At 41.4% G+C, this 26612-nt stretch carries 20 protein-coding genes; 13 read left to right on the top strand and 7 right to left on the bottom strand.

Annotation, left to right across the window (positions count from 1 at the left end):
- Positions 1-4: 4 nt before the first annotated feature.
- From LJ740_RS05010 to LJ740_RS04995, 4 genes are all read right to left on the bottom strand, one after another.
- A complete protein-coding gene (locus LJ740_RS05010) occupies positions 5-1297 on the bottom strand; it encodes a restriction endonuclease subunit S (RefSeq protein WP_229527946.1) in 1293 nt (430 codons plus the stop codon).
- Positions 1297-3645 (bottom strand): type I restriction-modification system subunit M, encoded by a 2349-nt coding sequence (locus LJ740_RS05005; RefSeq protein ID WP_229527945.1) that lies wholly within the window; start codon positions 3643-3645, stop codon positions 1297-1299. Before LJ740_RS05005 ends, LJ740_RS05010 begins: the two co-directional genes overlap by 1 nt.
- Positions 3646-3682: 37 nt before the next feature.
- A complete protein-coding gene (locus LJ740_RS05000; protein ID WP_229528046.1) occupies positions 3683-4582 on the bottom strand; it encodes a restriction endonuclease in 900 nt (299 codons plus the stop codon).
- Between the two features lie 432 nt (positions 4583-5014).
- The gene (locus LJ740_RS04995) at positions 5015-6151 is read right to left on the bottom strand and encodes a Fic family protein (protein ID WP_229527944.1); all 1137 of its coding nucleotides are present in this window, start codon (positions 6149-6151) and stop codon (positions 5015-5017) included.
- A gap of 336 nt (positions 6152-6487) precedes the next feature.
- Between LJ740_RS04995 and rhuM the strand changes: the two genes are divergently transcribed.
- Positions 6488-6736 (top strand): RhuM family protein, encoded by a 249-nt coding sequence (rhuM, locus tag LJ740_RS04990; RefSeq protein ID WP_267498167.1) that lies wholly within the window; start codon positions 6488-6490, stop codon positions 6734-6736.
- Here rhuM and LJ740_RS04985 read toward each other — a convergent pair.
- The 3 genes from LJ740_RS04985 to LJ740_RS04975 form a co-directional block, all read right to left on the bottom strand.
- Complete coding sequence (locus LJ740_RS04985) at positions 6708-7625, bottom strand: LysR family transcriptional regulator (protein WP_229527942.1); 918 nt, start codon at positions 7623-7625, stop codon at positions 6708-6710. The genes rhuM and LJ740_RS04985 overlap by 29 nt on opposite strands.
- A gap of 101 nt (positions 7626-7726) precedes the next feature.
- On the bottom strand, positions 7727-8455 hold the full coding sequence (locus tag LJ740_RS04980; RefSeq protein WP_229527941.1) for a transporter substrate-binding domain-containing protein: 729 nt from the start codon (positions 8453-8455) through the stop codon (positions 7727-7729).
- A gap of 35 nt (positions 8456-8490) precedes the next feature.
- Positions 8491-9399, bottom strand: coding sequence for an N-formylglutamate amidohydrolase (locus tag LJ740_RS04975; protein WP_229527940.1), 909 nt, complete (start codon positions 9397-9399; stop codon positions 8491-8493).
- A 478-nt stretch (positions 9400-9877) separates the two neighbouring features.
- Between LJ740_RS04975 and LJ740_RS04970 the strand changes: the two genes are divergently transcribed.
- From LJ740_RS04970 to LJ740_RS04915, 12 genes are all read left to right on the top strand, one after another.
- Positions 9878-12610, top strand: a complete 2733-nt coding sequence (locus LJ740_RS04970; protein WP_229527939.1) for a TonB-dependent receptor domain-containing protein — start codon at positions 9878-9880, stop codon at positions 12608-12610.
- Between the two features lie 100 nt (positions 12611-12710).
- Positions 12711-14141, top strand: coding sequence for a YfcC family protein (locus LJ740_RS04965; protein WP_229527938.1), 1431 nt, complete (start codon positions 12711-12713; stop codon positions 14139-14141).
- Positions 14142-14248: 107 nt separating this feature from the next.
- Complete coding sequence (locus LJ740_RS04960; RefSeq protein WP_229527937.1) at positions 14249-15892, top strand: methyl-accepting chemotaxis protein; 1644 nt, start codon at positions 14249-14251, stop codon at positions 15890-15892.
- 218 nt (positions 15893-16110) lie between these two features.
- Positions 16111-16302 carry a hypothetical protein gene (locus LJ740_RS04955; RefSeq protein WP_229527936.1) on the top strand — a complete coding sequence of 64 codons (192 nt, stop codon included), beginning with the start codon at positions 16111-16113 and terminating at the stop codon, positions 16300-16302.
- Positions 16303-16429: 127 nt separating this feature from the next.
- Positions 16430-17260: an SDR family oxidoreductase gene (locus LJ740_RS04950; protein ID WP_229527935.1), complete on the top strand. Its 831-nt coding sequence runs from the start codon at positions 16430-16432 to the stop codon at positions 17258-17260.
- Between the two features lie 4 nt (positions 17261-17264).
- Positions 17265-17702 (top strand): anthrone oxygenase family protein, encoded by a 438-nt coding sequence (locus LJ740_RS04945; RefSeq protein ID WP_229527934.1) that lies wholly within the window; start codon positions 17265-17267, stop codon positions 17700-17702.
- Between the two features lie 75 nt (positions 17703-17777).
- Positions 17778-18767, top strand: a complete 990-nt coding sequence (locus tag LJ740_RS04940) for an AraC family transcriptional regulator (RefSeq protein WP_229527933.1) — start codon at positions 17778-17780, stop codon at positions 18765-18767.
- Between the two features lie 388 nt (positions 18768-19155).
- Entirely contained in the window at positions 19156-20784 is a 1629-nt protein-coding gene (locus LJ740_RS04935; RefSeq protein WP_229527932.1) for a methyl-accepting chemotaxis protein, read from the top strand.
- Between the two features lie 21 nt (positions 20785-20805).
- Positions 20806-22023, top strand: a complete 1218-nt coding sequence (locus LJ740_RS04930) for a porin (RefSeq protein WP_229527931.1) — start codon at positions 20806-20808, stop codon at positions 22021-22023.
- An 11-nt stretch (positions 22024-22034) separates the two neighbouring features.
- A complete protein-coding gene (locus LJ740_RS04925; RefSeq protein ID WP_229527930.1) occupies positions 22035-22448 on the top strand; it encodes a type 2 periplasmic-binding domain-containing protein in 414 nt (137 codons plus the stop codon).
- Positions 22449-22534: 86 nt separating this feature from the next.
- Entirely contained in the window at positions 22535-23263 is a 729-nt protein-coding gene (locus LJ740_RS04920) for a substrate-binding periplasmic protein (protein WP_229527929.1), read from the top strand.
- 192 nt (positions 23264-23455) lie between these two features.
- Positions 23456-26536: a ligand-binding sensor domain-containing diguanylate cyclase gene (locus LJ740_RS04915; RefSeq protein ID WP_229527928.1), complete on the top strand. Its 3081-nt coding sequence runs from the start codon at positions 23456-23458 to the stop codon at positions 26534-26536.
- Positions 26537-26612 lie beyond the last annotated feature (76 nt).

Genomic DNA, 26612 nt, shown 5'->3' with positions numbered 1-26612 from the left:
GGCACTAATTATCCCTATTTAAGACCAAATCTCGGACGTCAATTAGTCCTGTGACCGCTGCATTAATAAGCTCTTTTTTGTAGCTTTTTAAGTTCTCAATGGCTCTTTGATTTACGTCAATCAGTGAGTCAATTTTTGTGACTGAACCTTTTATATATTGGGAAATTTCTTTTTGTTCTTCAAAGGGTGGAAAGCAAACAAAATAGCTCCCCAGATCACTCTGCGTGATACTCGGTAAAGCTGTTTGTGTCGCAATATAATTAAATTCGAAACATGAAGCTATGTAGTATAAATATTCTGGGTCAACATCTTCTCCGATAATTGAATAAAACATTGTGTCCACAGTCCAAAATTTTTCATACACCAAGAGCGGCTTATCAATAGTCCCTTTTCTGCCAAAGAGTAAAGATGGTCCTTGATGTATATACTCGCTTGCTTTTCTGAACGCTCCACCAGAACCATATACTGGATACCCAAACTCATGATCAAAAACTTCAATATGTTTATAATCACAACCGTTTTGGATTTTAGCTAAAAACTTTAACCGTCTGATTTTCCAATGTTCAGGCATTTTACCGTACCATCGTATTCCCGAATCACGTTTTGTAACGTTTTCATTTAAACCTTGCGTAGTGAACTGACGTGTTAAAGAAATTTTTTGTTCAGAAAGCTTTTCGATTACTTCTGACTTCTTTTTTATTAGAGCATCTACTTTTTTTGTTTTATTATCTAAATAATTAATGATCTGTAACTGCTCTTCTTTGGGAGGCAACCATACAAAGCAAGACTTTAATATGGCTTGTGTGATACTAAAAACCTTTACACCTGTAACTCTTTGACGAATTTGAGTTCGAAAGGGTTCTGAATGAAATAGATAAGCTAAGTACCTAGGTAGCTCATTAGCTTGAAGCCTCGCTATTACAGTGTGGTAGCCTGCAAAAGTCGTTTCATCACTATTTAAATAAGTAAAATTCCCCGAACCTTCTAAATCCTCTGAGGTATCCGCAAAAACAAAGTCCCCTTTATTTATCAAAGCATTCTCGTTTGTTTCGAGGTACTCTTTATCAACAAATTTGAGTTGATCTCTTTCTGGGATTACTTCAAAACCTAATTTAGAATGAATTTCACCATAGTTAACACATGGTATTCCTTCGTCTTTCAAATTAGCTTTGGTGATGCCTAAGCCTCTGTCGAAAGTGAATAAATGTCGAAATCTGATTTTCCTCCAATGCTCAGGAAGGTCTAGTCCCTCAATAATGTCACTGGGCACTAAATTGTTGTATTTAGCGAGTTCCATTAAATTACCTCCGAAATCATTTTCATGATTTCTTTTTCTAATGCTTTAATTTCACCTTCAATATCTTTTAGTGGTCTTGGCTCTATGTAATCGTAAAAGTGACGGTTAAATGATATTTCATAGCCCACTTTTATTTTGGAATAGTCTATCCAGGCATCATCTCTGTATGGTAAAACCTCTTTAGCTAAAAACTTCTCGCAATGCTCTTGGGCTAGTTCTAATAGCTTAGAAATGTCTATTTTACCTTTGTTTTTCTTCGTTTCGTAATCAAGCGGAAGCGGTAAATCAATTAATGGGTTCACTTCATCTCGTTTGCCGTTAATTAATATGCCACCCGGAAATGGGATATTCTCGTAATCTCTTAAGTCAGAATCAGGCTCAGGTTGCCCCTTAGAATCTAAACAAGGTTGGGCAGTAGGGTCTTTTTCTGCTAAAGCGCCATCTGCAAGTAGTGCCTTTTTCATTGCTGCATCGAATTTTAATTCTGAGCTAGCAAACAGCTTTTTAAGTTGGTTCTCAATAACTTTTCTATCTTTTACTAACTCACCATTTGCGTACAATTTTTGAGCTTCACTTAAAATTCTTAGCAGCTCTTCTTGGTCAGCCTTTCCAGCAGCAATTTCATCAGCTATAGCTGCTTTATCTTTGCGTTTAGCTGAAGTAGCTAAGTTTAAGAAAAAGTCAGAGTTTTTGACTCGTTCAATACGCTCATCATTAACAATAAAGTTTAATCTTAGCGGTCTTTCAACAGTAACTTTAAAATAGCCAAAGTCCTGATTATTAAATATTTTTGAAACAAAAATATCTCTATCTTTATCACGCTTTTTATCTTTCGGGCTATCTAAGTTAGTTCCTATTTGATTTAAAGTTCGAGTTATACCATCTTCAAAGTTGGCATAGAGCTTTGTGATTTCAGAAATATGATCAGGTTCGTTCACATCTCCATTGACTGGACCTTCGCCAATTTTCTTGCGTTTATCACCCAAGCTTTTTTTCATCTTCCACGCATAGTCGATGGCATTGATCAGCTGAACTTTACCTTGTCTTCTAGGCTCTTTACGGTTAGTTACAATCCAGATATAGGTATAAATGCCGGTGTTATAAAACATTTGATCAGGCATGCCGACAATGGCTTCTAACATGTCATTTTCAATAATGTAGCGTCTGATATTGCTCTCACCGCCACCGGCATCCCCTGTAAACATTGGTGAACCGTTAAATATAACGGCTACGCGTGAGCCTCTGCCACCGTCAACACCGCCTGGTGCAGGGAGCTTGTATGATTTTGGTGGACGTTCCATTTTTGACATCATGTGCATCAAAAATAGCAATGCGCCATCATTAATGCGTGGTAAGCCAGGACCAAATCTTCCGTTGAAACCAAATTGATTGTGTTCTTTTGTTACGTTGTCTTTCTCTGGTTTCCACTCCACGCCAAAAGGAGGGTTTGCAGCCATGTAATGAAACTTTTCATCAGGGTGGCCATCACCATCTGCATAACCTTCTTTAAACTTGCCTGTGCCTAACGTGTTTCCGTATACAACGTTGTTGACATCTTCGCCTTTGATCATCAAATCAGAGCCACAAATTGCATATGACTCAGCATTGTATTCTTGACCAAACAACTCAACGTTAGCGTCGCTATTCAGGTCTTCGAGGATAGTGCGTTCTGATTCAGATAATATGCCACCAGTACCGCATGCTGGATCGTAAATTTTAATTACTTTACCGGCTTTATGGATTTGTTCTTCGCCGGTGAAAAGCAAATTAACCATCAATTTAACCACTTCTCTAGGTGTATAGTGGTCACCAGCTTCTTCGTTAGCCTGTTCATTAAATCGTCTAACGAGATCTTCAAAGACATTACCCATTTTATCGTTTGGTACTCTGTCTGGGTGCAAATCTATATCAGCCATTGCTTTAACCACCTCGTAGAGACGGTTAGCATCGTCTAACTTTTCGATCTCTTCGGCAAAGCTGAATTTTTCAATGATGTCACGAGCTCTTTTTGAGAAACCAGCAATAAATTTATTAAGGTTAGCAGCAAGTTTATCGGGATCATCCAGTAAAGTCTTAAAGGTGAAATTTGAAGTGTTATAAAACTTAAGATCAAATTTTTGGAAGATGATTTGCTCGATAGTGTCTTCATCTTGGTTGGCTTTTACCAGCTTTTCATATTGCTCTATAACTTGCTGTTTGGTTTCAAGTAAAACAGAATCTAAACGTTTTAAAACTGTAAGAGGGATCATTACTCTGCGGTACTGAGGAGGTCTGTACGGTCCACGCAATAAATTCGCAATTTCCCAAACCTTATTACTGTGTTCTTTAAATTGTCCAAGTTCTATCATTTTCTATTTATCCATTGATTTTGTGTTAGGTTAGGGCCTAATTTTCAAAAAATTCTTCATCAATTCTTTTAAGGTGCAGGACCTGCTCATCTCTGGCACCAATGTTATATCGCAGCATTAATCTGGCAAGCTCTTTGCCGTCGATTAGCACTATTCGGGTGCCAAGGTCTTTTGCTGTTTGTATTGCTGAGGCGGTAAAGTTGGAGGTGGTGATAAAAATACCTTTGTGGGCTTTTTTGAGGTTGAGTGCTCCAAAGAAATCTCGAATATCACCAGCACTTACATTGTTCCCTTCAGCATAGCGCTTGGCTTGGATGTAGATTTGATCAACGCCAAGAGGGTCTTGATCTATCACACCGTCAACGCCGTTGTCGCCCGTTTTTCCTAGTGCATGTGCCGCACTGTCGCCTGCACCCCCATATCCCATGGCGACTAACAATTCGATAAGTAAATTTTCGAAAAAGTCGGGGGGGACTTCTCTGGTTTTATCTAGTATTTCAGCAGCGAGAGCTTCATTGATGGTTTTATAAGCTTTGCGTAATGCTTCGTCTGGGGTTATTTGGCTCTCCGCAAATTCAGTGGTTAATGCATCATTGCTGGGTTCTGATCCGTTGCTTTTATTGGCGAAAGCCACAAATTCATCAAATTGTTTTAGATAGTCATTGTCAATTTTGGTGTTTGGGTTGGCTAAGGCATGTTTGCCTCTTTCGGTGATCACGAAGTGGCCACGGCGGATACTTTCAAGCAGTTCGGCTTTTGCCAGGTAGGTTTTGGCCCATCCTACGCGGTTAGCAACAATGCTTTGCCTGCCGCTGGGCAGGGTTTCTTCGCGTTCGGCGTCGGTCAAGTTGAATCTGTCAGCAAGCTGGTTTACTGCGTCACTGAGTTTAACTTCCTCGCCATTTGCCTGCTCGGCAAATTCCAGAAGTGGGCGCATAAAGTCTTGGTAGCTGGGTATCACTGAACGTCCTTATTTTTAAACTTGTTTGTAAATCATGAATACCGTCTAACTTAGCGTTTTATGCTATGGCAATCGTGTGAAATAGGCAACATTTCTTGCCCTATGTGTAAATACTATAATAATCATTCAGTCACCGTCATTGTATAGGTTACTGGGGAAATTCTGATAGTGAGGTTAAATCGCTAGTTAAGGTTAATGTGCCTTGATCAATAGTTCCAACTTGTCTGAGAGTAAATATTTAACCTCAAATCTGTAATGTCAGGGAATTGTAATAAGTGTTCTTCTATCTTAGATACTGATTGCTTATCAATAGACTTATTGAATACGTAAATCTACTTTGCCTTAAAGAGCAAAATATCTTCAGAGTAGTTCAGTCTTCTGGCCAAATTAGTTCTGTGCTCGCCTTTACTATAAACACCTTTTCAGGAACTCAATGTTTATAAGTTGATAGCGGGTGCTGCGCCCAGCGCCAGATTTTTGCAAGCAGCGCTTTTCTACAAGCGCGGCCAAATGGCGTGTGGCTGTCGGTTTACTCACCTTAGCTACTTTGTGATATTGCGAAGTATTGATACCATCAGCAAAATCACCATCCAGCATTCGGTTGAGCACTTTTACCTGCTCTTTAGCTAATTGGGCAATATCGACACTGCGCCAAAAGTTGGTTTTAAACACTGTGCGTTCTATATCTTGTAATACGCTGTCAAAAGTGGAATCGAGTGTGTTGAAAAACCAGGTAAGCCAGGGGGTGATATCCAGATTGCCTCTTTGGGTTAGTTCCAGAATTTCATAATAGCTTTTTCGGTGTTCCATGATGCCTACCGACATGGCATAAAAGCGCACTGATTGTTGCTCTGCTTGCGCAAGCGCTAAATCTGTTAGCAATCGCGTTATTCGCCCATTACCATCATCAAGCGGATGCAGGGTTACAAACCACAGGTGAGTGATGGCAGCGCGTAACAACGGATCGAGGTCTTTGTCTTGCCTTGAATCGTTAAACCACTGAATAAATTGCTTAAGGTCTTTATCAAGACGTTCTCGTTCAGGTGCTTCAAAGTGCACCACTGGTTTATCAATTCTACCCGATACCACTTGCATGGGAGCATCTCCGCGTAATTGGGTACCACGTAATCGGCCACCCTCGACTGGATTGAGCAAAGAATGGCCTTCTGGGAACAATCGCGTATGCCAGTATAAAATACGCTCAAGGGTTAATGGTGTATCCAGGTTGTTTACCGCATCCAGCATGATCTCTGCAAGGCCGTCGGTTTGCTGCGTAGTCGGGAAGGGCTTTTCTTCAGTTAATCCCAGTTTATTTGCCAATGATGAACGTACAGAGAATGCGTTAAGTTTTTCTCCCTCAATTGCACTGGAGTGAACGATATTGGCCAATAGTGTATCCAGCATGGATTGTACCGGCTGTATCGATTGACTACTCATCTTGCCCAACAGCACGCCTTGTTTAAAACGCGCCTCTCTGAGCAATACATCAATAGCGCTCTTATCCCATTTAAATGACGGCCAATCAGCCTGTTGCCATATCCACATATACCACCCTTGATGCGATTAATTTATTAATCAAATCATATTGTGATGTGATTTCAATGATTAATCAAATCAAAATATGATTTGATTAGGGCTGTTATTCACATCAATGAATTTGGAATTTATCGTTTATGGGGTACTGTAGAGGACCTTTATGGGGAGTACATGAAGTTCACATTTGAAACCAACGAAGCAGTAGCGAATTTCGACGAGTTACTGAAAAAAAGTGCAATCTGAATTCGTAGAAATTAGAACAAAAGGTAATGCTGTTGTCCTATCGGCCGAAGAGTACAACCAGATGGGAGTGTAGTGGTTAAATAAATTCGGACACCAATTTAGCTGGAAAAGTCAACCAGAGATGCAGTTGTTGCAATAATTGCAACAACTGCTGAGCACGGGAAAGCCTATCAGTTGGCTCACCACAGGCTAGATGTCATCATTTCAGTAGGTTATAGGGTTAAATCTCAAAAAGGTATGCGATTTCGTCTTTGGCTATTAAACGCTGAGTTTTTTAAAAGGTGCTCGGTTGCTCGTTATGATAAACATTTCCACGTTGATTTTAAGGTACTACTTGCCCCATTGTTTTAAACTCCGACTGGCAGAATTTTAAAAATGATTCGGTAAGGCGGCTCATTTTACCTTGCTCAGAAGTGGCGAAGCCGTAGCTGTATTTGATGGTGGGCAGCAAGGGACGGGCTACGAGGTCGTCGTTCAGGTATTGTTGTGCCAGTAGTTCATTGACCAGGGCGATACCCAATTCTTTTTTGGCGAAGCTACAGGCGACGGCGACAGTGTGTGCTTCGAGGATGATTTTCATGCGGGCATTGAGCTTTCTGAATTCCACGTCGATGCGTTCCCGCGAGCTTCTGCCTTTGCCCAGTACGATCAGGTTTTGGCCTCGCAGATTTTCAATGGAGATCTTTTCCAGGCTGGCCAGTGGATGGTCTTTTGACAATACACAAACCGCCTTACTTTCGATTAATGGTTCGGTCTTTATGCCGGGGTGTTCTTCGGGTAATTGTACAAAACCACAATCTACCGAGCGTCTGGCAATCAGCTCTCTGGCGGAGGCCGGGCTTTGTGTATCCAGTACAAACTTTACCATTGGATTATTTACGATGAACTTGGCGATTATGTCTTGCAGCGGACCGGTGATAAAAGAGCTGGGAGCAACAATTCTCAAGGTTCCCGAGTTGGAGAAAAACAGATTGTGCGCCAGCTCTGTCAGGCGGTTCGCACCATTGAGGAATAAGCTGACTTCCTGATAGAGAATATGGGCTTCTTCGGTGGGCAGTAAGCGACTCTTTTCACGATAAAACAACTGAAACCCCACAACTTCTTCCAGGCTGGCCAGTTGTCGGCTGATACCCGGTTGCGTTAAGCCCAGAACACGCGCAGCTTCAGTTGCCGAACCTGTCTCTACGATTGTGGTAAAGGCTTCCAGACTTTTGAGGTTTAAGTTGCTGTTTAGTTTCATAAAAGTCTCGTGATACGCTCTGCTTTTCTGGTGTATGGGATTCCAGCCTTTGCCGATGTTAAGTGATATGCCTGCGTCCAGCAACGAAATAATACCGGATGCTACTGACCTATATCAGCATAAGCAAAATCATTCTTCGCAACGGTTTTAGAACGTAGTCTGTTAAACTGCTCTTGTAGATCCTGCATTTGCTGATGAAGTGGCGAATTACGGGCTATGCCTATCATCGGCACAGTTTGCCAGGTGGCGTTACTGATTGGGAACGCGTATACATCCTGTGTTGCCAAAGGTTGTTTTAACAGATAATCACCTATGCTTTTGGCGCTGACTATCATGTCTATTTTACCGGAAGCCAGTAACCTGAAGTATTGAGGAATGGTGGTGGCGCTGAGGCTTTTGTAATAGCTGATATTATTACCATTATGATGAAAATACAGTGCTCCGCCTGGCAGGTTTCTTGGCCTTACTTCAAGATAATCGTCAAGGTTTAGAGAAAAGGGCTGTGAGCTTTTTTGATAATATGCATACAGGGTTTCAGAGGGGCTATCTGAAAATGCGATAAAACTCATATAGCGCTGCATTTCCGGGTGTTTTTCGAGGCCAATCATAATGTCTGCTTTTGCATTTTTGATGAGCTCAAGGCAGCGTTCAAAAGGGCAACTCCAGAACTCGAAGTTGAGTTTCAGTGCTTTCGCTACTGCCATTGCCAGCTCAACATAGTCTCCGGAGGGGTATCCGTTTTTGTCTAGCACTACATAGGGGGGCTGCTCTGCGAAGGCAAAAGTAATGTCCTTCTGGTTGGCACTCGCAGTGAAGGCGAGCAAAAGCATAACTGCACTTATTAATCGGTTTGCGAGTGACATTGCTAAGATATCGCCTGTTTTACATAGGTTGCGGCTTGCTGTAAAACGTTATTGATATCAGCTTTGAGAGCTTCGTACTCAGGCTTCTTGCTGAACGCTTGTTCGTTCATGTACAGGGCCCGGTTTAATTCAATTTGCATTGAATAAATACGGTTTTGGGGATCAGAATAAGCTTGTACCAGGTAGCCACCTTTGTAGGGGTTATTTAATGCAACCTGATAACCCAGGTCACGAAAGTGGTAAGCCATTAAATTCATCAGCGCTGGATCACCCGTAGCGCCGTCTCTGTCGCTAAGCACAATATCTGCACGCGGCAGGCCCGCATCAATATTCATGGCATTGCCAATGGATTTCATGGAGTGGCAATCAATATGCCAGGCAGCACCAAATCGTTGCCTGAAGTTGGTTAGTTTGCTTTCTATCGCGTTGTGATAGGGGAAGTAATAGTCATCAATTCTGCTTTTTACTTCCTGAGCGGACAGCTTTCCCTCACTGACAGGAATGCCAGGCAATGCAAATTGACGGATAAGTCCCATGCCTCTTGTGCTGTATGCGCTAGGGTTAATAGCCAGTCCACTTGTTGCAGCGTTGTCGCTGAGTAATTCAGGATTAATATCGTCGTACTTGCGATTTAAATCAATCACCATTCTGGATATGTGTTGATGGATAAGGGTGGCGCCAAAATAGCTACAATCACCAAATAGCTCATCTATCCAGGCGTCCCATCCGGATAACAGTGCGTTGTTAGAGGCACTGGTTTTAAAGTTGTCGGGTAAAACACGGCCACTGTGTGGACTGTCAATAAGCAGCGGAATGACAGATTCATCAGTTTCAGGTTGGATGATTGCAAAGCTTTTCATCCCCTCGTTAAATTGGGGATTACCACTGTCTTGAATAACACTATTTTCCATTTGCTACTACCTAACTAAAATGTCTTACGCCACCTTATTCAGGTGTTTTAGTCATTCCACACTGTGCGTTGTCAGGTTATTGTTGTGGCCTGCAATGGTTGCTTTTTCAGTGCCGATAACTGCGTTTATGCCAGTATTTTTAATAAAGAAAAACACTGGTTGTTAATCGTACTATTTAGGTTAGCCCTCTCATATTTCTATTCAATAATATGATTTATATTGATTGATTTATGATAAAAAGTTATCGCCAGTGTAAGTTGAGTTTCAATGTTTAACGAGAGACCGGTATGGAGGTTGTGGGTAATTGTTATCCTTAATTAGTGAGATTGGCTTAAGCTCACTGACTTTTTGTGTATAACGAAAAGTTATCAAGTTATGATGTAAATTAATTTTATTGCATGAGGTTTTTGCGTTTTCTATATTCGGTTTAATCGGTGAAACGAACAGAAAAACAACACAACCAAATCGGAGTTAGAAAATGAACGTACGTAAACCTCGGTTGAGTATCATTGCCCTGAGTATTTTGCTGGGATTAAACAACAGCGTATTCGCTCAGGAAAGTACTTCTGCTGCTGAGCATGGTCAAAACCATGAAGATGCACCAGAGCGGGTTCAGGTGACAGGGAGCCGCATCAAAAGAAGTAGTGATTCACCCAGTCCTGTGCAGGATATTTCGCTGAAAGATTTGAATCAAAAAGGTGTTGTTTCTCTGGGAGAAATTCTGCAGGAGTTACCCTCAGTGGGTGCCAGTCTGAACGGCAATGGTTCAGCGGGCACCAGTCATGGTTCAAGTAGTTTGAATTTGCGTAGTTTAGGTGAAAACCGCTCGCTGATTCTGGTAAATGGCCACCGATGGGTAAATGGTGCCGGTACCCGGGGTTTTAGGGATTTTGTTGATTTAAATACCATTCCTAAGGCGATTGTAAAGCGGGTTGAAGTGTTGCAAGACGGCGCTACGGCAATTTACGGTGCGGATGCTATTGCCGGCGTAATGAACATTTACACCCATGATGAATATGTGGGAGCCGAGATATCAACTTATTATGGCGAAACCAGTCATGGTGACAAAGAAACGCTGAACCTGGATATGCTCTGGGGCAATGACATCGGTGATGCCAATGTACTCTTTTCGATGAGCTATTCAGACAGTGAGCCGGTTTACACTCAAGCTCGGGAATTAACAGCAGTTCCTCTTAACGGTTTATCATCTGGAACACCAGAAGGGCTTTTCAGAGAAGCTAATTTAGCATCAGTATTAGATTTCGAGATTCCGACACTTGGGATCACCCGAAACGCTGGTCAGGATGGCAGTGACCTGGATTCCTGGCGTGCGGCCACTTCTGGTGACACCTACAATCGCTACGATAATAACTACGTAGTAGGGCCACAGGAGTTGTTCTCTACTTACCTGCAAGCCATCATACCCTTTGACAGTACCGAAATGCGCGTCGAAGCACTGTACAATCGTCGCGAATCTGACCAGCAGTTTTCCCCTGTGTTATCTGTGGTAAGAGGCTCCAGAGGATTTTCTATCCCTAATAATCCGCTGGTTAATCCATTTGGTGTGGAGTTTAGTGGCAGTGATTTTCAGCATACTTCCTTTATCACTGAAAATGATTATCGGGTTAATGCACAGGTTGTGGAAACGCTGCGTTTTGGTGTTGGCCTTGAAGGTGAGGTGGACCTGGGCGATTTCTGGAGTTGGGATGCGTTTTTGTCGGTGGCCAGTAACAAAGGTGAGTTTACTTCATACAATCAATTGCATTTAGATAAACTGGCATTGGGTTTACAAGCCTGTGACGCATCTGCTTTTGATGTTGATGTAGGCAGTTTGGCCCAGGGTTGTGTACCGATTAATTTGTTTAACCCGTTGTCTGATGAAGTGATTGATTACATCAATTTTACCGGAAGAGACGAGAACGAAGCAAAACAACTGGATTTTACCGCTAACATCTCGGGTGTGTTGTTTGAGTTACCCGCCGGTGAAGTGGCTCTGGCGGCCGGTATCGAATACCGTCGGGAAGAAGGGGTGGATACCCCTGACAGTACAATTAATGATGCGCCCTTACTCAACACTTACCGAACTACCTCCTCATCGCCGCGCTACGGCACAGATGGCAGTTACAATCTGAAAGAAGCCTATGTCGAACTGGCGATCCCTTTATTGCGCGAAGTTACCATGGCAGAGTATTTAGAGTTATCTGTTGCTACCCGATATTCAGACTACAGTACCTTTGGTAGCACGACGAACAGTAAAGCGGGTATTCAATACAAGCCCGTCCAAGATGTCTCTTTGCGTGCCACCTGGGCTGAGGGGTTTAGAGCACCGTCAATTCTTGAGTTATATGAAGGGGAGCGCTTTACTTTTTCTGCGGTAATTGATCCGTGCTCCGGCAATAATTCCTCGGTGGGGTGTGCAGGTGTACCCGCTTCCTATGTTCAGCCCGATTCCAACGTGCAATTAAGAACCGGGGGCAATCGTTTACTGCAACCTGAAACGTCAGAAAACATTTCCTATGGTATCGTTTACGAACCGGCGTCAATTGACGGTTTTAGCATTACCCTGGATTGGTTTGATATTGAAATCGATAACTCTATTACCACTGTGGGGGCACAAAGCATTCTGGATACCTGTGCTAATACCGGGCGGGCCTGTGACTCAATTACCCGTGATGGCAGTGGCGAAATCTTGGAAATTATCGACGGTCCTATCAACCTGAACAGCCTCAAAGTGGCTGGAGTGGATAGCGTGATCCGCTATACCGATTCATTCTGGCAGGGTGACTGGGATTTCAGTTTAACCATTTCAAAATTAAGCACTTATGAAGAAACCTCGGTACTGTCTGATGGTTCAACCGTGGTGGATGACAAGTTGGGGCAAGCGCGCAGCCGCGAAGCTTATCCTGAATGGCGCAGTTCATTCTCGACAAGATATGAGAGAGGGCCTATGACGTTAGCTTACTCGCTGCGCCATATCGGTGATACAACAGAAACCTTCCAGGGTGAGGAGCTGCACATACGTACTACTGTGTATCACAACATTAATGCAGTATATGAGTTTGATGAGCAATGGACATGGACTGTAGGGGTGAACAATATCGGTGATAAACAACCACCTACATCCAGAACCAATGCCAATATTAATTTTGATCAAAACACTTACAACGCCATTGGTCGATTTATGTATACCAAGGTGAGTTATCGCTTTTAAAGCCGAAACCACGGCGGGTGGGTTATTTTAAACCCATCCGCAAAGTTTCGTTTTGTGATTTTAGATAGTTGTTTTAAATATCCCGGGTGGGTGTATTGATATGAGTGAGATTTCCCTAATGAAAAGTCAAAGTGCCGTTGATACTGACAGTCAGGTAGCAAAGGAGCCTTCTGTAAAAGGAAATCCGCTGGTTATTCTGTTATTTATTTTACTTATTGCCGGTGCGCTCACTTACCTGGTGGACTCGGGGAGCTATCAACGCGATGGTAAGGTGGTTATTCCCGGCACCTTTCAGCTCATTGAAAAAGATACCTCCTTAAGCCATTTATTGTCGGTGAGGGATAAAGAGGATATTGAGGGCGCTACTCCGGCCAGTGTTGCCGATCTGTTGCAGGCTATACCCAAAGGGCTGGATAAGGCTTCCGGGCTTATCTTTATGGTGTTAGTGATTGGCGGCATGTTTGGCATTCTCACATCATCTGGCGCTATTGATAACGGTTTACACAAACTTATCGGACTGGTTAAGGGTAATATATTTGCACTTACCATCATTCTGATGACGGTATTTAGTTTTGGCAGTACCATGCTAGGGCTGGCATCTGAGTATTTGTTGGTGATCCCCATTATGGTGGCGCTATCCAGAAAGGTTGGGCTGGATCCCATATACGGTTTTGCCATTTTGACAATTTCAGTGAAGGTGGGCTACATCGCCTCTATTCTGAATCCGCTGCCTCTCACGATAGCGCAACCACTGGTGGGATTGCCCATTTTTAGCGGTGCAATGCAGCGCAGCGTTTATTTTGTGGTGTTTCTGATGCTGGGTGTTGGCTTTATGATCTATAAATTGCGCAAAGCTAATTCAGTTTCTCAGATAAGTATAGATACCCCTCATTTTACCATTCCGTTTCGTCATGTGTTGATGCTGGCAGTGATGTTTATCAGCATTATCTTTTTGGCCATCGCCTCCAATCAATGGCAATGGAAGCATCAGGAAATCACCAGTTATTACATTCTGATCAGTATTCTGTTGGCCCTGATCAGTGGTTACAAGCCATCGGAAGCCGCCCAAGTGTTTGTTGAGGGCATGAAAAAAGTGCTGTTAGCCAGCTTTTTAATTGGTGTAGCTTCGGCAGTGGCAATCGTGCTCAGTGATGCTTATGTGTTGGATACCATAGTGAACTGGATGTCTGGCTTCATTGGCGAAGGGAATAAATACGCCGCTGTTACCGGTATGTTTGTTAGCCAGTTATTACTGGATGTGTTGATCCCATCAACATCCGGACAGGCGGCCGTAAGTATTCCAATTCTGAGCCCTTTGGGGCAACTTTCTGGTGTTACTTCTCAGCAAACCGTCACAGCGTTTTTATTTGGTAACGGCATTACCAATTTGCTGACCCCCACCTCTGGCACCCTGTTGGCTTATCTGGCCACGGCGGGCATTTCATGGACACGTTGGTTCAAGTTTGTATTGCCCTTGTGGTTTATCTTCTCGGCGGCAGCCCTGGTGCTGCTCTGTTTAGCCGTTAGTTAGTGAGTGTTGGGCGCTGTTTTTTCTCTGTTGAGAGCAGCGTTTTACAAACAATCAAAACTTAACAGGCTCTGGTATTTGCAATTTTTAGTATAGGTTGTGAGGTGTCCATGAATTTATCCAACATTACCATTCGAAATCAGTTGTTATTGGCCATATTGATTCCTTGTGCTGCCATGCTGGGCATTGGAGTGATTGGTGCAGTCTATCAATCCCGGCTAATTCACCATACTGAGCAATTGTATCTGAATACCGCTGAGCCGATGCGGGCTGTTGCTACAATTGCATCAAGGATCCCACGTATGCGGGTGGGAATAGATATGATGTTCTTACAAATGACGCCACTCAAAGATGCAAGAGGCATTCATACCCGGGTTGAAGAAACTAAAATAGAAGACATTCCCATCATGCGTAAAGAACTGGCAAGAGCCGTGGAAACTCAGGTGGATGAGAGGCTCAAACAGAAGGCGCTTGCACTGACAGATATTTTCGAAAATATGGTGGTAACGGAGCTAAATCCCATGTTGGATGCCTTGTCCAGAGAAGATATGGAAGCGGCCAGTGGTTATTATCGACAATACGCCAATTCCTATATTGCGATGCGCAAAGCCAACAACGACATCCTGGATACCTTACTGCAACAGGCTAAAAAACTAAACGCTGAAAGTACCGAAGCATACGAGAAATCATTGCGCAGCACAGTGCTGATTCTGGGGATGTCGCTTTTATTTTGTGTATTGGTTTGCTTTTTTGTTGCCAATAAGCTGCGCATTCGGGTGGGGCACATCAGGGAAGCCATGGCCAGAGCAGCAAGCACTATGTCGGTGTCAGAACAAATAGGATTAAAAGGCAATGATGAACTGGCACAAATTGCCAGCAGCTTTGATGTGTTCCTGAAAGGAGTCAAAAATGCGGTGATTAATCTTCAGCAAAACTCAAAAGCGCTGACCATATCCTCTAAAGCTACCGCTGAACTGGCAAAAAGCACCGGTGACAACTGTCTGTTTCAACGAGATCGTACTTCACAGGTGGCCACCGCCATTAATGAACTCAGCGTTACGGTAAAAGAGGTGGAAAGCAATTCGGCTATTAGTGCTGACCTGGCCGAAAAAGCAAAACTGACGTGTCACGAAGGCGAAGATATTGTCGCTAAAACCCGGGTTTATATTTCAGGCTTGGCTGATGAACTGCACGGAGTCACGGATGTGGTGCAGTCCCTGGCTGTATCAGTGAATCATATCAGTGCAATGCTGGATACCATCAGAGGGATTTCAGAACAAACTAACCTACTGGCCTTAAATGCCGCGATTGAGGCCGCCAGGGCTGGGGAGCAAGGCCGTGGTTTTGCCGTTGTGGCGGATGAAGTGCGCAAATTGGCAAATCGCTCTACTGATTCCACCGAGGAAATTCAGACGGTGATTAATCGTCTGCAAAACGACTCTGGCAAAGCTGTTGAAGCCATTAAAAAAGGCCGTGAACGCAGCGATTTTGTTGTTGAATATGCGGATAAGGCTAAACAGGCATTACAGAAAATCAGTAGTAATGTTATGGATATCCTGGAGCAAACAGTGCTGGTGGCAAATTCCACTACAGAACAATCGACGGTGGTGGCTGACCTGGAAGAAAACGTGGAAGGTATCAACGAGTTAACCAATGAAACTGCCAGCATTGCAAAACAATTGACGCATTCAAGTCAGGAGCTGGACAAGGTGTCCGTTTCTTTAGATTCTTCCGTAAAGGTATTTCGTCTGTAAACACGTCATAAGGGCCTGTAGACCATTGTTATTGGTGAGCAACTAGCAATGTATTTGATAATCCCAAATCTGCTCGAAAAACCCCTAAACAAAAAGCCACCATACTGCGCTATGAGTCAGGGTTTGGTGGTTATTAAATAATCGTATAATATTGCTTTAAGTCTCTGATTATTTAATATTTTTCTTGTGATTTATGATTTAAAAACGAGGAAAACATTATGTCAGAGTTGGGTGGTTTTAACCTGTCAAAATCAGGCGCTGTAAAAGAGCCTGTTGCTATTAAACCAGTGCAAATACATGACCTGCACTGCGTACCTGAAAACGGTGCTGATTATCTTTTAGTACTAAAAACCATGGACCTGGTCTGTCGCGACGAAAATGAATATGACGCTATTTTGGGCCTGGATTAAACACTGAAATACTACTCGCTCAATTAAACAACCGTTCTGCAATGTTTGTTGAACTCTAAGCAATAAATTTTGATAGGGGAGCAGTAAAATAAAATAACTATTTGTCTTTTTTAGTGAACTGAATGCTATGGTTAAATTATCTAATGAACATCTGATTATCGGCGCTACAGGAAAAACGGGTGTTCGGGTCGAACAAAAATTGCGGGAAATGGGATATTCTCCCAGATGTGCTTCCCGATCATCGCACGTTTATTTTAATTGGGACGAACCTGTAACGTGGGCCAAAGTACTTACCGGAATTAAACAAGTTTATATAACTTATTACCCTGATCTGGCGGTACCCAAAGCTCCTGAAGATATTTCGCAATTCATTGCTCTGGCAAAGATTAAAGGGGTACAGCGTGTCGTGCTACTTTCCGGAAGAGGCGAGCCTGCGGCGAAACTATCTGAAAATATAGTCAAACAATCAGGCATCAGCTGGACAATTGTTCGTGCCGCCTGGTTTAACCAAAATTTTAGTGAAGGGTTATTCAGGCAATATATTCAGCAATCCAAAATTGCCTTACCTGTCGGAGAGACAAAAGAACCTTTTGTCGATATTGACGACATCGCTGAGATAGTAGTGGCAGCGTTAACTACGGACAAACACAATGGCAAATTATACGAAGTTACAGGTCCAGAATTATTGAGCTTTGCACAAATTGCGGAGCGCTTTAGTCAAAGAATGAACCGAGTTATCACTTTTGAGCAAGTTAGTTTGTCTGCATACCAAAATAACCTGGCAAGGAGTGGTGTTGAAAAAAACACTATAGATGCGCTCAGCTATCTATTCACAGAGGTGCTCGATGGACGAAATGAGAGTATAAAAAATGGAATTACAGAGGCTCTTGGCAGGCAGCCAAAAAATTTCAGTCAGTTTATCATTGATAATGCTGCGTATTTTCTAAAGGAAGGGTAACACTATGGCAGTTGATGGAATACCGATTGTAGAAGCAGTATTGAAACTTGCCATGCTAACAATGATTGGCTTGTATTTTGTGTTTTCAAACACTGTTATGAATGTTTTAAAAAGATCAGACAATGGTGCAGTGGTAATGGTGGAAATAAACAAGCAGATTATAAATCCTGTCTTTTTGTTGTTTTTTATGGGATCAGCAATTGCTTCTCTGTATTTTATTTTGTTTGGAAATACTGGTGATATTGTTGCTGGTGTGGTTTTTTTGCTAGGTACAACATTTGTAACCGTCATTAAAAATGTGCCATTAAATAAAACGCTACAGTCAGAACATGGCCAGACCAACAGCCCTAATTATTGGCAAATATACCTTGAAAAATGGACTTTTTGGAATAATATTCGAACTGTTGCCGCGATTATGACTGGATTTCTGTTGGTGTTATAACCGTTCTCATTCATCGTATCGAAGCTACTATTCAATCATTTACTTTCTTAACTCAGAAAGGATTTGGGAAGCAGTATGACGTTCGAATATAAAAAACGAATTGAAACTCATATTAGTGATGAAACAATCGGAAAGCTTCTTGATAGTTTAAAGATGGAGCGGGCTTTTTTTACGGATTCTAGTTTTTCCAGTCCATGGAGTATAGATTTGCCCGCCATGCCGAACTGTATGATGTTTCACCTTGTGCTTAGTGGAAAGAGTCATTTTGAGATTGAAGGTGAAACATTTGATTTGAGTACGGGGGATTTTATACTGTTTCCTAAAGGCGAAGGTCATCGACTTTCTGATGGTACTTGTCAACAGTATACCAATCTAAATGCTTTACCAATAAAAGCTGTTTCTGCACGTTATGAGACATTGACGTTTGGTGGTGGTGGCGCGCAGACAAAAATGATTTGTGGTGTATTGCTGTTTCAACATCCGCTGACTATTAAACTTCTCGGTATCCTACCTACATATATCAAAATAGACGCTGACAATCGTGAAGCAATAAGTATCGTAGAGAGTTTAAATCATTTGTTAAACGGTGAATCGAAAATTATCGGTGTTGGAGCGGAAGCCGTGGTTACCCGATTGTCCGAGGTTCTGGTCATTACGGCAATGCGTCAATATCTAAAGAGTTTAAACGGTAAAAAATTGGGCTGGCTGGGTGCTTTAGAGGATGATCGTATTGGGAAATCATTATCTTTAATCCACGATTCTCCTGAAAAACACTGGTCTTTGGAAGGGCTTGCGCAGAGTATTGGGATGTCCAGGACGAGTTTTGTTCAGGAGTTTAAGCGTTTGGTTGGTAACACCCCAATGGATTATTTAAGCGAGTGGCGTATGTCGTTGGCATATGCCAGATTGCAATTGACTAAAGATACCGTGCTCTCTATTGCTTTAGACGTAGGCTATCAGTCAGAAGCTGCATTCTCGCGTGCATTTAAAAAGATCATCGGAAAACCACCCGGTGAAGTCAGAAAAGCTTATCAAACTAATACGGATATTAAACCTGAATGCTAATAAGCTCAATATTGGCCTGAATTAAGCTTAAATTCAAATTGAGCCCATCTTATCTGTTCCTGGATTTATTTTCCTACCTAACTTATTCGCATTTGGCGTTGTTTTTTATTGCATAAATATTAACAGTTAAAATTGTTGATATCTTATTTATGTTGCAACGATCACAATTTTTAAAATTCTAGTATTGGTTCGTTATTCCTTGAGTTGAATTCAAATTATTATGAGTGTAAAAAATTGCACTTTGGTTTGTATTGTTACCGAATTTAAGGGGGATTTTTAACTTTTACTTTAATTTGAACTTTTGGCTATGTTTTCTGAACTATCTGTGATTTTAGGTGTGCCTCAAGATTGTTACCTTTCCCGGGACAATTTCAGGAACGAAAATCAAATGGCCAAGCCAAAGTTTACAATCAATAGTATTGCCGCACGTATTTATATTATTCCTACTGTTGGAGTGATATGTTTTTTGATTTTTTTGATCAGCGTGACAGTTAATGGCTTAGCTTCCAGCGCATTATTGAGTTCATTGGAATCAAATGATTATCCGAAACTTCAATTGGCAGAAAAGCGAGTAGCTTTACTTAAAAGTGTTTCTGAAAGCTTTGTTTCAGCAGCTATCACTGCAGATTCAGATGCTGTTGCTACAGCTGAGGCTTTTTATAGTGAGTTATCAGAAGTCAACAACAGTTTGATCTCTTTGGATTTGGAAAGAAGTGAATTTCTTTCACGCCAGGTAAACGCTCTTGAAAACTATTTTGCGTTGTCGAAACGCCTGGTGATGGCGTTGATTGATAGTTCAGATTCAGGTTATATCCCGACAGGTCAGGATAGAGCGAAAATGAATGAGCTGTTAGAGACGCTCAAGACGGAATATGCGAGTTATCGCAACGAAATAAATCAAAATCTTACTGCAAATATCCAATTAGCGCGTTCAAAAAGTGAAAAAGTAATCTCACAAGGCGTTGTGTTGGGGTTGGTTAGTATTTGTTTGTCTATTGGAATATCAATTCCTGTTCAGCGCGGTGTTTCAGATTCCCTCCTGCGTGTTACAAATTCATTGAGAAGTTTTTCTAATGGTACTGGTGATCTGACTGTCAGATTGGAAAGCACTGGTACCCGGGAGATTGCTGCTCTGTCTTTTGCATTCAATGCTTTTATTGAAAAGCTGAATAGTACATTTAAAAGAGTTGTTGAACTTTCCAGCCCGCTTTCTACACATGCTTTCAATGTTAGTTCGGCTGCTGAAGAAACCAGTACGATTTCTGGTTTGCAATCACAAAATGCAAAAAGTGCAGAAACCGCAATTAACTCAATTACTTGTGATACAGATTTAATTGCTGACAATTCTCATAAAGCTAAAGCCATATCTGTTTCTGCCTATGACAACACTGAAGCGGGTAAGAAGATGTTTTCTCAAACCGTTGAATCAATAGGGTTGTTGAAAGGGGCCGCTGAACAGGCGGTCACGGATATGGATGAACTCCTAAAAGATGTCGCTCATGTAACCTCAGTCTTAGAAGTAATTCAAAACATTGCCTCTCAAACTAATCTATTAGCATTAAATGCGGCTATAGAAGCTGCCAGGGCGGGAGAGCAAGGACGCGGGTTTGCGGTTGTTGCAGATGAGGTGCGCATGCTTGCAACCCGAACACAGGAATCAGCCACTGACATTCAGGATACCATCGAAACATTGCAATCCGGTGCAAAAAGGGTGTCTACGGCATTGTCAGGTTCAAGAGGTCAGGCTGAAAGCAGTTTTGAACAAATCGAAGTTGCAAACGAAGCGCTTACTCAAATCGCTCTTGATATCAATCGTATCAGGGAACTGTCTGAAGACAACGCGGAAGCAACAAGTAATCAGGTTGAGTTAATTCGCACATTTACCGGCACAGTTGAAAAGGTGATTACTTCAGCTCTGGAAAATGAAAAAGCGTCTGGCGAACTGGCCTCTGTCAGTGCTCATTTAGTTGAGATGGCAAATGAACTTACACAGATAACTGACGAATTTAACGTTTAACACAATAAGAGAAAATAAAAAATGAAGCAGTACAACACTGGCATGCTAAAAACGGGCTTGCTGATAGCAGGTAGTTTTGCCTCTTCAACCGTTTTTGCTGAAATTCAATGGAATGGATTTGCATCTGTGAAGGCATCGTATGCCTCATACGACAATATCGTAGTACCTATTAATCAGTTACCAGATGACAATGAATTTACGTTTAAAAACGATTCAGTATTTGGGTTACAGGCACGCGCTGATTTAGCTGACGGTTTAACAGCAACTATTCAAATGGTTGCTGAAGGCCGAAACGATTTTGATTTGGAGGCCCGTTGGGCTTACTTGTCTTACAAGCTGAATGATAATTTTACTATTAATGCAGGTCGTATGGCCAACCCCATATTCTACCAATCCGAATATGAGTTGGTGGGCTATGCACATGATTATGGCCGCCTGCCTAAGTCAGTATATTTTGGCTATGAGTTTAATGTAGTCGAAGGTATTTCCCTGGATACGCAGCATCTTATAGGCGATTTTTTGCTTAAAACAAAAACCCTGTATGGTACCTGGGATGGCGATATTTTTATTGGTGCAACTGGTAGTGAGCTTTCTGCCTCTTTCGATAGTTTATTGTCGTTTAGGGCGGAAGTCTCTAAAGACAATTGGTCGCTATTTTCGGGTGTTATGTCGCTTACCTTTGACGACGAAGGCGGTTTAATTGAATTGCAAAATGGCGTAGGGCAGGGAGCTGCTGCAGCCGCCATTGCTAATGGCGCTACAGAAGCTCAGGGTCAACAGTTAGTCAACTTGTTAAGTTACGCCGATAAAGACGGTATTTACGCTTATGCTGGCTTTAACTGGAGTTATCAGGATGTTTTAGTGTCCTATGAACGCACTCAGGTTACTTTGGATGACACTGCATTTCCCGATGTGGATGGATGGTATTTATCTTTAGGTTATCGGTTTAACGACCTTTTGCTTACTGTCAGAAAAGAGAAGCTGGACCGGGATTTGGAGCTGGAAAGTTTTGACTTTCTTGGTCATCCCATTTTAGAAGGCGCAGCGCAAGCTTTACATATAGCTACCGGTGGAGGTTTGATTGATGGCTATGGGGTAGGTATGCGTTACGATTTCCATCCGAACGCAGCCTTAAAATTTGACTACTTCTTTGGTGACGATGACAGACCGTTGACTTTACCTCTAGGGGAAAAGGGAGAATTTGATGTAGTTACTTTAGGTGTTGATATCGTCTTTTAGGAATCGGAATAATGAAAAAAGTATTAAGCCAGGCTGTTTTTTTATCGTGTTTGTTGCTGCCATTGTTTGCAAATTCAGTCAGTATTGTTGTGCACCCGTCTAACAGTAGTGCGCTATCAAAAGATGATATTGTGCGAATCTTCCTCGGAAAACAAAGCGAGTTTCCTGGAGGGGGGGCGGCAGTCCCGATTTCGTTGCCGGAGTCAAACCCTACTACTGATAAGTTTGTTGCTGATGTTCTGGGTAAGTCACCGGCACAACTGAAATCTTATTGGGCAAAACTGGTTTTTACCGGGCAAGGCGAACCCCCTGAAGTACTAACGGATGAGCAGGCAATATTACAAAAAATAAAGGGTAATCCCGCTTATATTGGCTTCGTAAGTGATGCTGCTGTAGGGGATTTAAGGGTTATTTCTACATTTTAAACTTCGTTGTTTCAGGGGCTTTTGCCCCTTTTACATTTTCAGTTGCAATGGAGTGGTGTCAAAGACAGAAATGGCACTAAAGGACGATGAATCATTGCTGGTATTCGGTGTTTCTATTTGGTTACTTTGCGGTACTTCCTTGTTTAGGTGACAAGTTAACTCTGGCCACTGCAGAAAATATTGAACCGTACGTTATTTTTCAACACAACAACGCGGTGACGGGGATAGATGTAGAAATAATGCGCGGCATTTTGGAAAATGTTGGTATTACTGATCTGGCTATTATTCCTCTACCTCGGGGCCGGGCTGAAAGGTTGATATTATCCGGTGAAATTGACGGCTTTTTAACAGCGTTACCGTTTATTGAACACAAAGATGCAAATCTTTGGTATTCAGACGTTATCTACAATGCGAGTTTGAGTTTGATAACCAAAGCGACATCCAATATTGTCGTTCGTGATTTTATGAAAGGAAGTAATTTACTACTTGGTGGGGTTAGAGGATCTCCAACTTCTTATTTCATACCAAATAAGGTATTAGTTGGTACAGATGACATACTATATTCTTTGTTAAATATGGGCAGAATTGACGGGGCTGTGGCTGAAGAATTGTCGTTTTTTAGTTTGGTTCACAAATGTTCATATGTTGATCAATTTAAAATTGCAGAAAATATTGCGTTAAAACCTGTCAGATTTGCAATTAGCACGCAATCACCTCATTACAGAATAATCATCAATAACTTCAATTTACAATTGGCTGAATTTAAGTCCTCAGAAAAAATAGAAGAGTTATTCATTCAGTTTTTAGATTTCTGATCTGAGCGTGACAGGTTGAAAGCCGACAGTTTTTTATTTGTTCTAAGGTGTGAAAAATATAAGTTAATGTCAAAAATTTGTACGTCTATAGCTCTCACTAAATCTTCAAATGTGTTCAAAACATTTCTAGTTTTAGCTTCACAATTGCTCTTGCGACTCTTGGTGTTTTTAACACTCTCGTTCGGTTTTCAGGTGTCTGCAAATGAAAATTTCAAATTTAGAATGACTATTGATCTGAATGAGTTTCACTTAAATGACCGATTAGCTCATTTGTCCATTGAGACCATTTATCGTGATTCAAAAGGTCATATGTGGTTTGGCACGCAGGACGGACTTTCAAGGTACAACGGTCTCTCAATAGAGAATTTTCTGACAAATGATGGCAAATCGAGGCTCAGTGATAATTATATTGTTGAAATAATGGAATCAAAAAGTGGTGACATTTTAGTCACACATAGAGAAGGCGTTGATAAATTTGATAGTCAAAAAGCTGCTTTTGAACCGCTGCTAAGCCTAAATCGGATAGAAGATATCGATATCAGAAAATCTGGGATTGATGGAGACGGGAATATATGGATCCTGACCAGAAATCACGGAATTATAAAATACTCCGGAGATACGGCTACTAAAATCAATCGTTATCTTGAAGATACGAGTATGCTGACAATGACAGTTGCCAATGACGAAGTCTGGGCTGCGGGTGAAAATACACTGTACTTTTACAATAAAAAAATCGATATATTTCAGCCAGTTAATTTACGTGGCAGTGATTCTGTATCAGGGGTGAGAACAATTAATTTAATTGGAGAACAGTTAGTACTTGGCGGAAAAAACAAAGCCATTCTTTACTCCAGAAGTGAAAAACCATATTCGGAGATTGAAGCTACCGAGATATTAAATTGTGCCGGAACAGTTAATGGGGTTTTCAAGAGACGAGATTTTTATTGGGTGACGACCTCGTCTCATATTTGTATTTTCGAAAGTGGAAGTAAGGAACTGCAAAAAATCATTGAAAAACCAACACCTTTTCTCATTCAGTCAGGATTAACTGATAACTCCAATGTTATTTGGTTTGGCACAAATTCTGGTGTTAAACAGTATTGGGGGGACCTTTCTTTATTCAACCACTTTAAGCTGACAGATGGAAACATTGAATTAGGTGGTGTTGTTACTGCTTTTGCTGAATCGGAACATTGGGGACTGATTATTGGTACCTGGAACAATGGAATTTTTTCGCAAAAAAATATGCCAATGGAAAATCTGAAAAATAAACACGTTGTAGAATTACATATTGATGCACTAAACAATCTTTGGGTTGGTACTTATGCCAGCGGCATATTGCGGTTTAACAGAAATGGATTGCTTGATCTTGTTATAAATAAAAGTAATAACAATGTATTGCAGAGTGACTCCGTTAGTGCCATTAAGTCCCTGGATTACAGTTCCATACTTTTTACGACTTTTGGTGGCGGGCTTTACCAGTATCAGGTTGAATCAGGTGTTTTGCTTCAAATTGCAGCAACCGGGCATTCTTCGCAAACAATCAGTTCAAATTATATAACCAGTTTTGCGCCAATGAATAATGGCGGTTTGTTGTTGGGTTTGTACGATGGAAGTGCAGAGTCCGTCAGTCTGAAAACTGACAAGGATTATTTCTCTGACAAAGTCAATTTTTCCAGATTGGGTATTGAACGAGTAATGGGTATTACCAAGCTGGGCAGAATGGATACATACGCCATTTCGACACAAGATAACGGTGTTTATATTGTTGAACTGGATGCCTCAAGGCGTCAGATAGAAAAAAAATTGTTTAATGTTCGCACTTCCCCACTGGTGTCTGACTCTGTTTATGGAAGCTTGCGTGGTGGTAAAGATAATTTGCTCTGGTTAAGCCATTCAAAAGGTCTTTCCGCTATCAATTTAAGACAAGGCAAAGTTGTTAATTTTAAAAAACAAGATGGCTTGCAGGGTGCTGATTTTAATAGTGGTTCATACTTTAAAAGTACAATCGATGAAAAGTTATATTTTGGTGGCGGTAATGGTTTTAATCAGGTCAATATTGACAATTACCTCGGTGAAGTAGAAGCGAGTACAGCAAAAATACATGTAGATAGCGTTACAGATATTGTCAGCCAGTTAAATTTAAAACCAACAAAATTATCTGGGAACAATCATTATTTGGTCGAGAATGGCGCCGCCATTGAAATCAGATTTTATATAGATGATTACGCCTACCCGCGGAACCAGGAGTATTATTATAACTGGATGAGCGACGATGAGATGCCTAATAATTGGAGGAAAATGGCCAATGGTACATTAAGTATTTCTCCCCTTAAAGAGGGTATTCATCGAATCCGTATTAAAGGTCGAGATGGCTATGGAAAAAATATTGAAAATGAATTAACCATTGTTTTAGAAGTACCTCCTGTTTTTTGGAAAAGTTCGTTGGCATATTTTGGTTATTCACTGGTTTTTGTTTTATTACTTCTGATAATTGAGTATTTAAGAAAGCGAAAGGAAACTGAACTATTAGTCAACCAAAAGAAATTAGAGTTAGAGGTCAAAAAGAAAACTTCAAGTCTGTCAGACGCAATAAAATCACTGCAGGCAATAAAAGATGAACTTGAACGAGAAAGTAGAACTGACTATTTAACAGGTCTTTACAATAGGCGCTATTTTAAATTTCTGACAAGTGAAAAAGCCAGATTGTTTAACACCCTTGAGCAAAGGGAAGGGGACACTAGTTTAGCTTCATTAGGGTTAATATTAATTGATATTGATTACTTTAAAAAAATAAATGACGAACTTGGGCATGATACAGGCGATCAGGTTCTTGAAGTCGTCGGTAAGGTGCTCAGAGCTGTTAGTTCTTCGGATGTGCATGGATTTAGATGGGGAGGTGAAGAGTTTTTGGTTTTGGTTGAAAAAGCATCACAAACACAACTAACGGATTTGATTTATAAAATAAATGGGCTTCTTAAAATTGAGTTCAGTAAAATTTCAAAAAATGGCAATAATTCAATAACTTGTTCATTTGGAGTTGGGCATGGCACAGTACCTGTTGATTGCGAAATGGTACCCTGTCTGAATAGTTTATTTAATCTGGCGGATGTTGCTTTGTATAGAGCCAAACATCATGGAAGAAATAGTTTTTCTTATTTGTGTCGAGATGCACTGTTGCAATCGGGAATTTCTAACTTTGAAAAAATCAGTTTAGAAAATGCAATTTCTAGGGGGCAGGTTGAAGCAAAGGTAACTCCTTTTAATGCCTGAATAATTTGCTGTTACTATTGGGGCCCGGCGTTTGTAGTAAACGTTTTCAGTTCAGCGATACCAATGCTCCGAACCA

Origin of the sequence: Planctobacterium marinum, from assembly GCF_020687805.1 — a bacterium.
GTDB classification, from domain to species: domain Bacteria; phylum Pseudomonadota; class Gammaproteobacteria; order Enterobacterales; family Alteromonadaceae; genus Planctobacterium; species Planctobacterium marinum.
This window is presented reverse-complemented; position numbering and strand designations above follow the sequence as displayed.

What these genes read in the sequence shown, in the direction of transcription:
- LJ740_RS05005 (WP_229527945.1), bottom strand. Translation starts at nt 3,645, where the DNA reads ATGATAGAACTTGGACAATTTAAAGAACACAGTAATAAGGTTTGGGAA.
- LJ740_RS04965 (WP_229527938.1), top strand. Translation starts at nt 12,711, where the DNA reads ATGAGTGAGATTTCCCTAATGAAAAGTCAAAGTGCCGTTGATACTGAC.
- LJ740_RS04955 (WP_229527936.1), top strand. Translation starts at nt 16,111, where the DNA reads ATGTCAGAGTTGGGTGGTTTTAACCTGTCAAAATCAGGCGCTGTAAAA.
- LJ740_RS04985 (WP_229527942.1), bottom strand. Translation starts at nt 7,625, where the DNA reads ATGAAACTAAACAGCAACTTAAACCTCAAAAGTCTGGAAGCCTTTACC.
- LJ740_RS05000 (WP_229528046.1), bottom strand. Translation starts at nt 4,582, where the DNA reads ATGCGCCCACTTCTGGAATTTGCCGAGCAGGCAAATGGCGAGGAAGTT.
- LJ740_RS04975 (WP_229527940.1), bottom strand. Translation starts at nt 9,399, where the DNA reads ATGGAAAATAGTGTTATTCAAGACAGTGGTAATCCCCAATTTAACGAG.
- LJ740_RS04950 (WP_229527935.1), top strand. Translation starts at nt 16,430, where the DNA reads ATGGTTAAATTATCTAATGAACATCTGATTATCGGCGCTACAGGAAAA.
- LJ740_RS04945 (WP_229527934.1), top strand. Translation starts at nt 17,265, where the DNA reads ATGGCAGTTGATGGAATACCGATTGTAGAAGCAGTATTGAAACTTGCC.
- LJ740_RS04925 (WP_229527930.1), top strand. Translation starts at nt 22,035, where the DNA reads ATGAAAAAAGTATTAAGCCAGGCTGTTTTTTTATCGTGTTTGTTGCTG.
- LJ740_RS04940 (WP_229527933.1), top strand. Translation starts at nt 17,778, where the DNA reads ATGACGTTCGAATATAAAAAACGAATTGAAACTCATATTAGTGATGAA.
- LJ740_RS04960 (WP_229527937.1), top strand. Translation starts at nt 14,249, where the DNA reads ATGAATTTATCCAACATTACCATTCGAAATCAGTTGTTATTGGCCATA.
- LJ740_RS04920 (WP_229527929.1), top strand. Translation starts at nt 22,535, where the DNA reads ATGAATCATTGCTGGTATTCGGTGTTTCTATTTGGTTACTTTGCGGTA.
- LJ740_RS04970 (WP_229527939.1), top strand. Translation starts at nt 9,878, where the DNA reads ATGAACGTACGTAAACCTCGGTTGAGTATCATTGCCCTGAGTATTTTG.
- LJ740_RS05010 (WP_229527946.1), bottom strand. Translation starts at nt 1,297, where the DNA reads ATGGAACTCGCTAAATACAACAATTTAGTGCCCAGTGACATTATTGAG.
- LJ740_RS04995 (WP_229527944.1), bottom strand. Translation starts at nt 6,151, where the DNA reads ATGTGGATATGGCAACAGGCTGATTGGCCGTCATTTAAATGGGATAAG.
- LJ740_RS04935 (WP_229527932.1), top strand. Translation starts at nt 19,156, where the DNA reads ATGGCCAAGCCAAAGTTTACAATCAATAGTATTGCCGCACGTATTTAT.
- LJ740_RS04930 (WP_229527931.1), top strand. Translation starts at nt 20,806, where the DNA reads ATGAAGCAGTACAACACTGGCATGCTAAAAACGGGCTTGCTGATAGCA.
- LJ740_RS04980 (WP_229527941.1), bottom strand. Translation starts at nt 8,455, where the DNA reads ATGCTTTTGCTCGCCTTCACTGCGAGTGCCAACCAGAAGGACATTACT.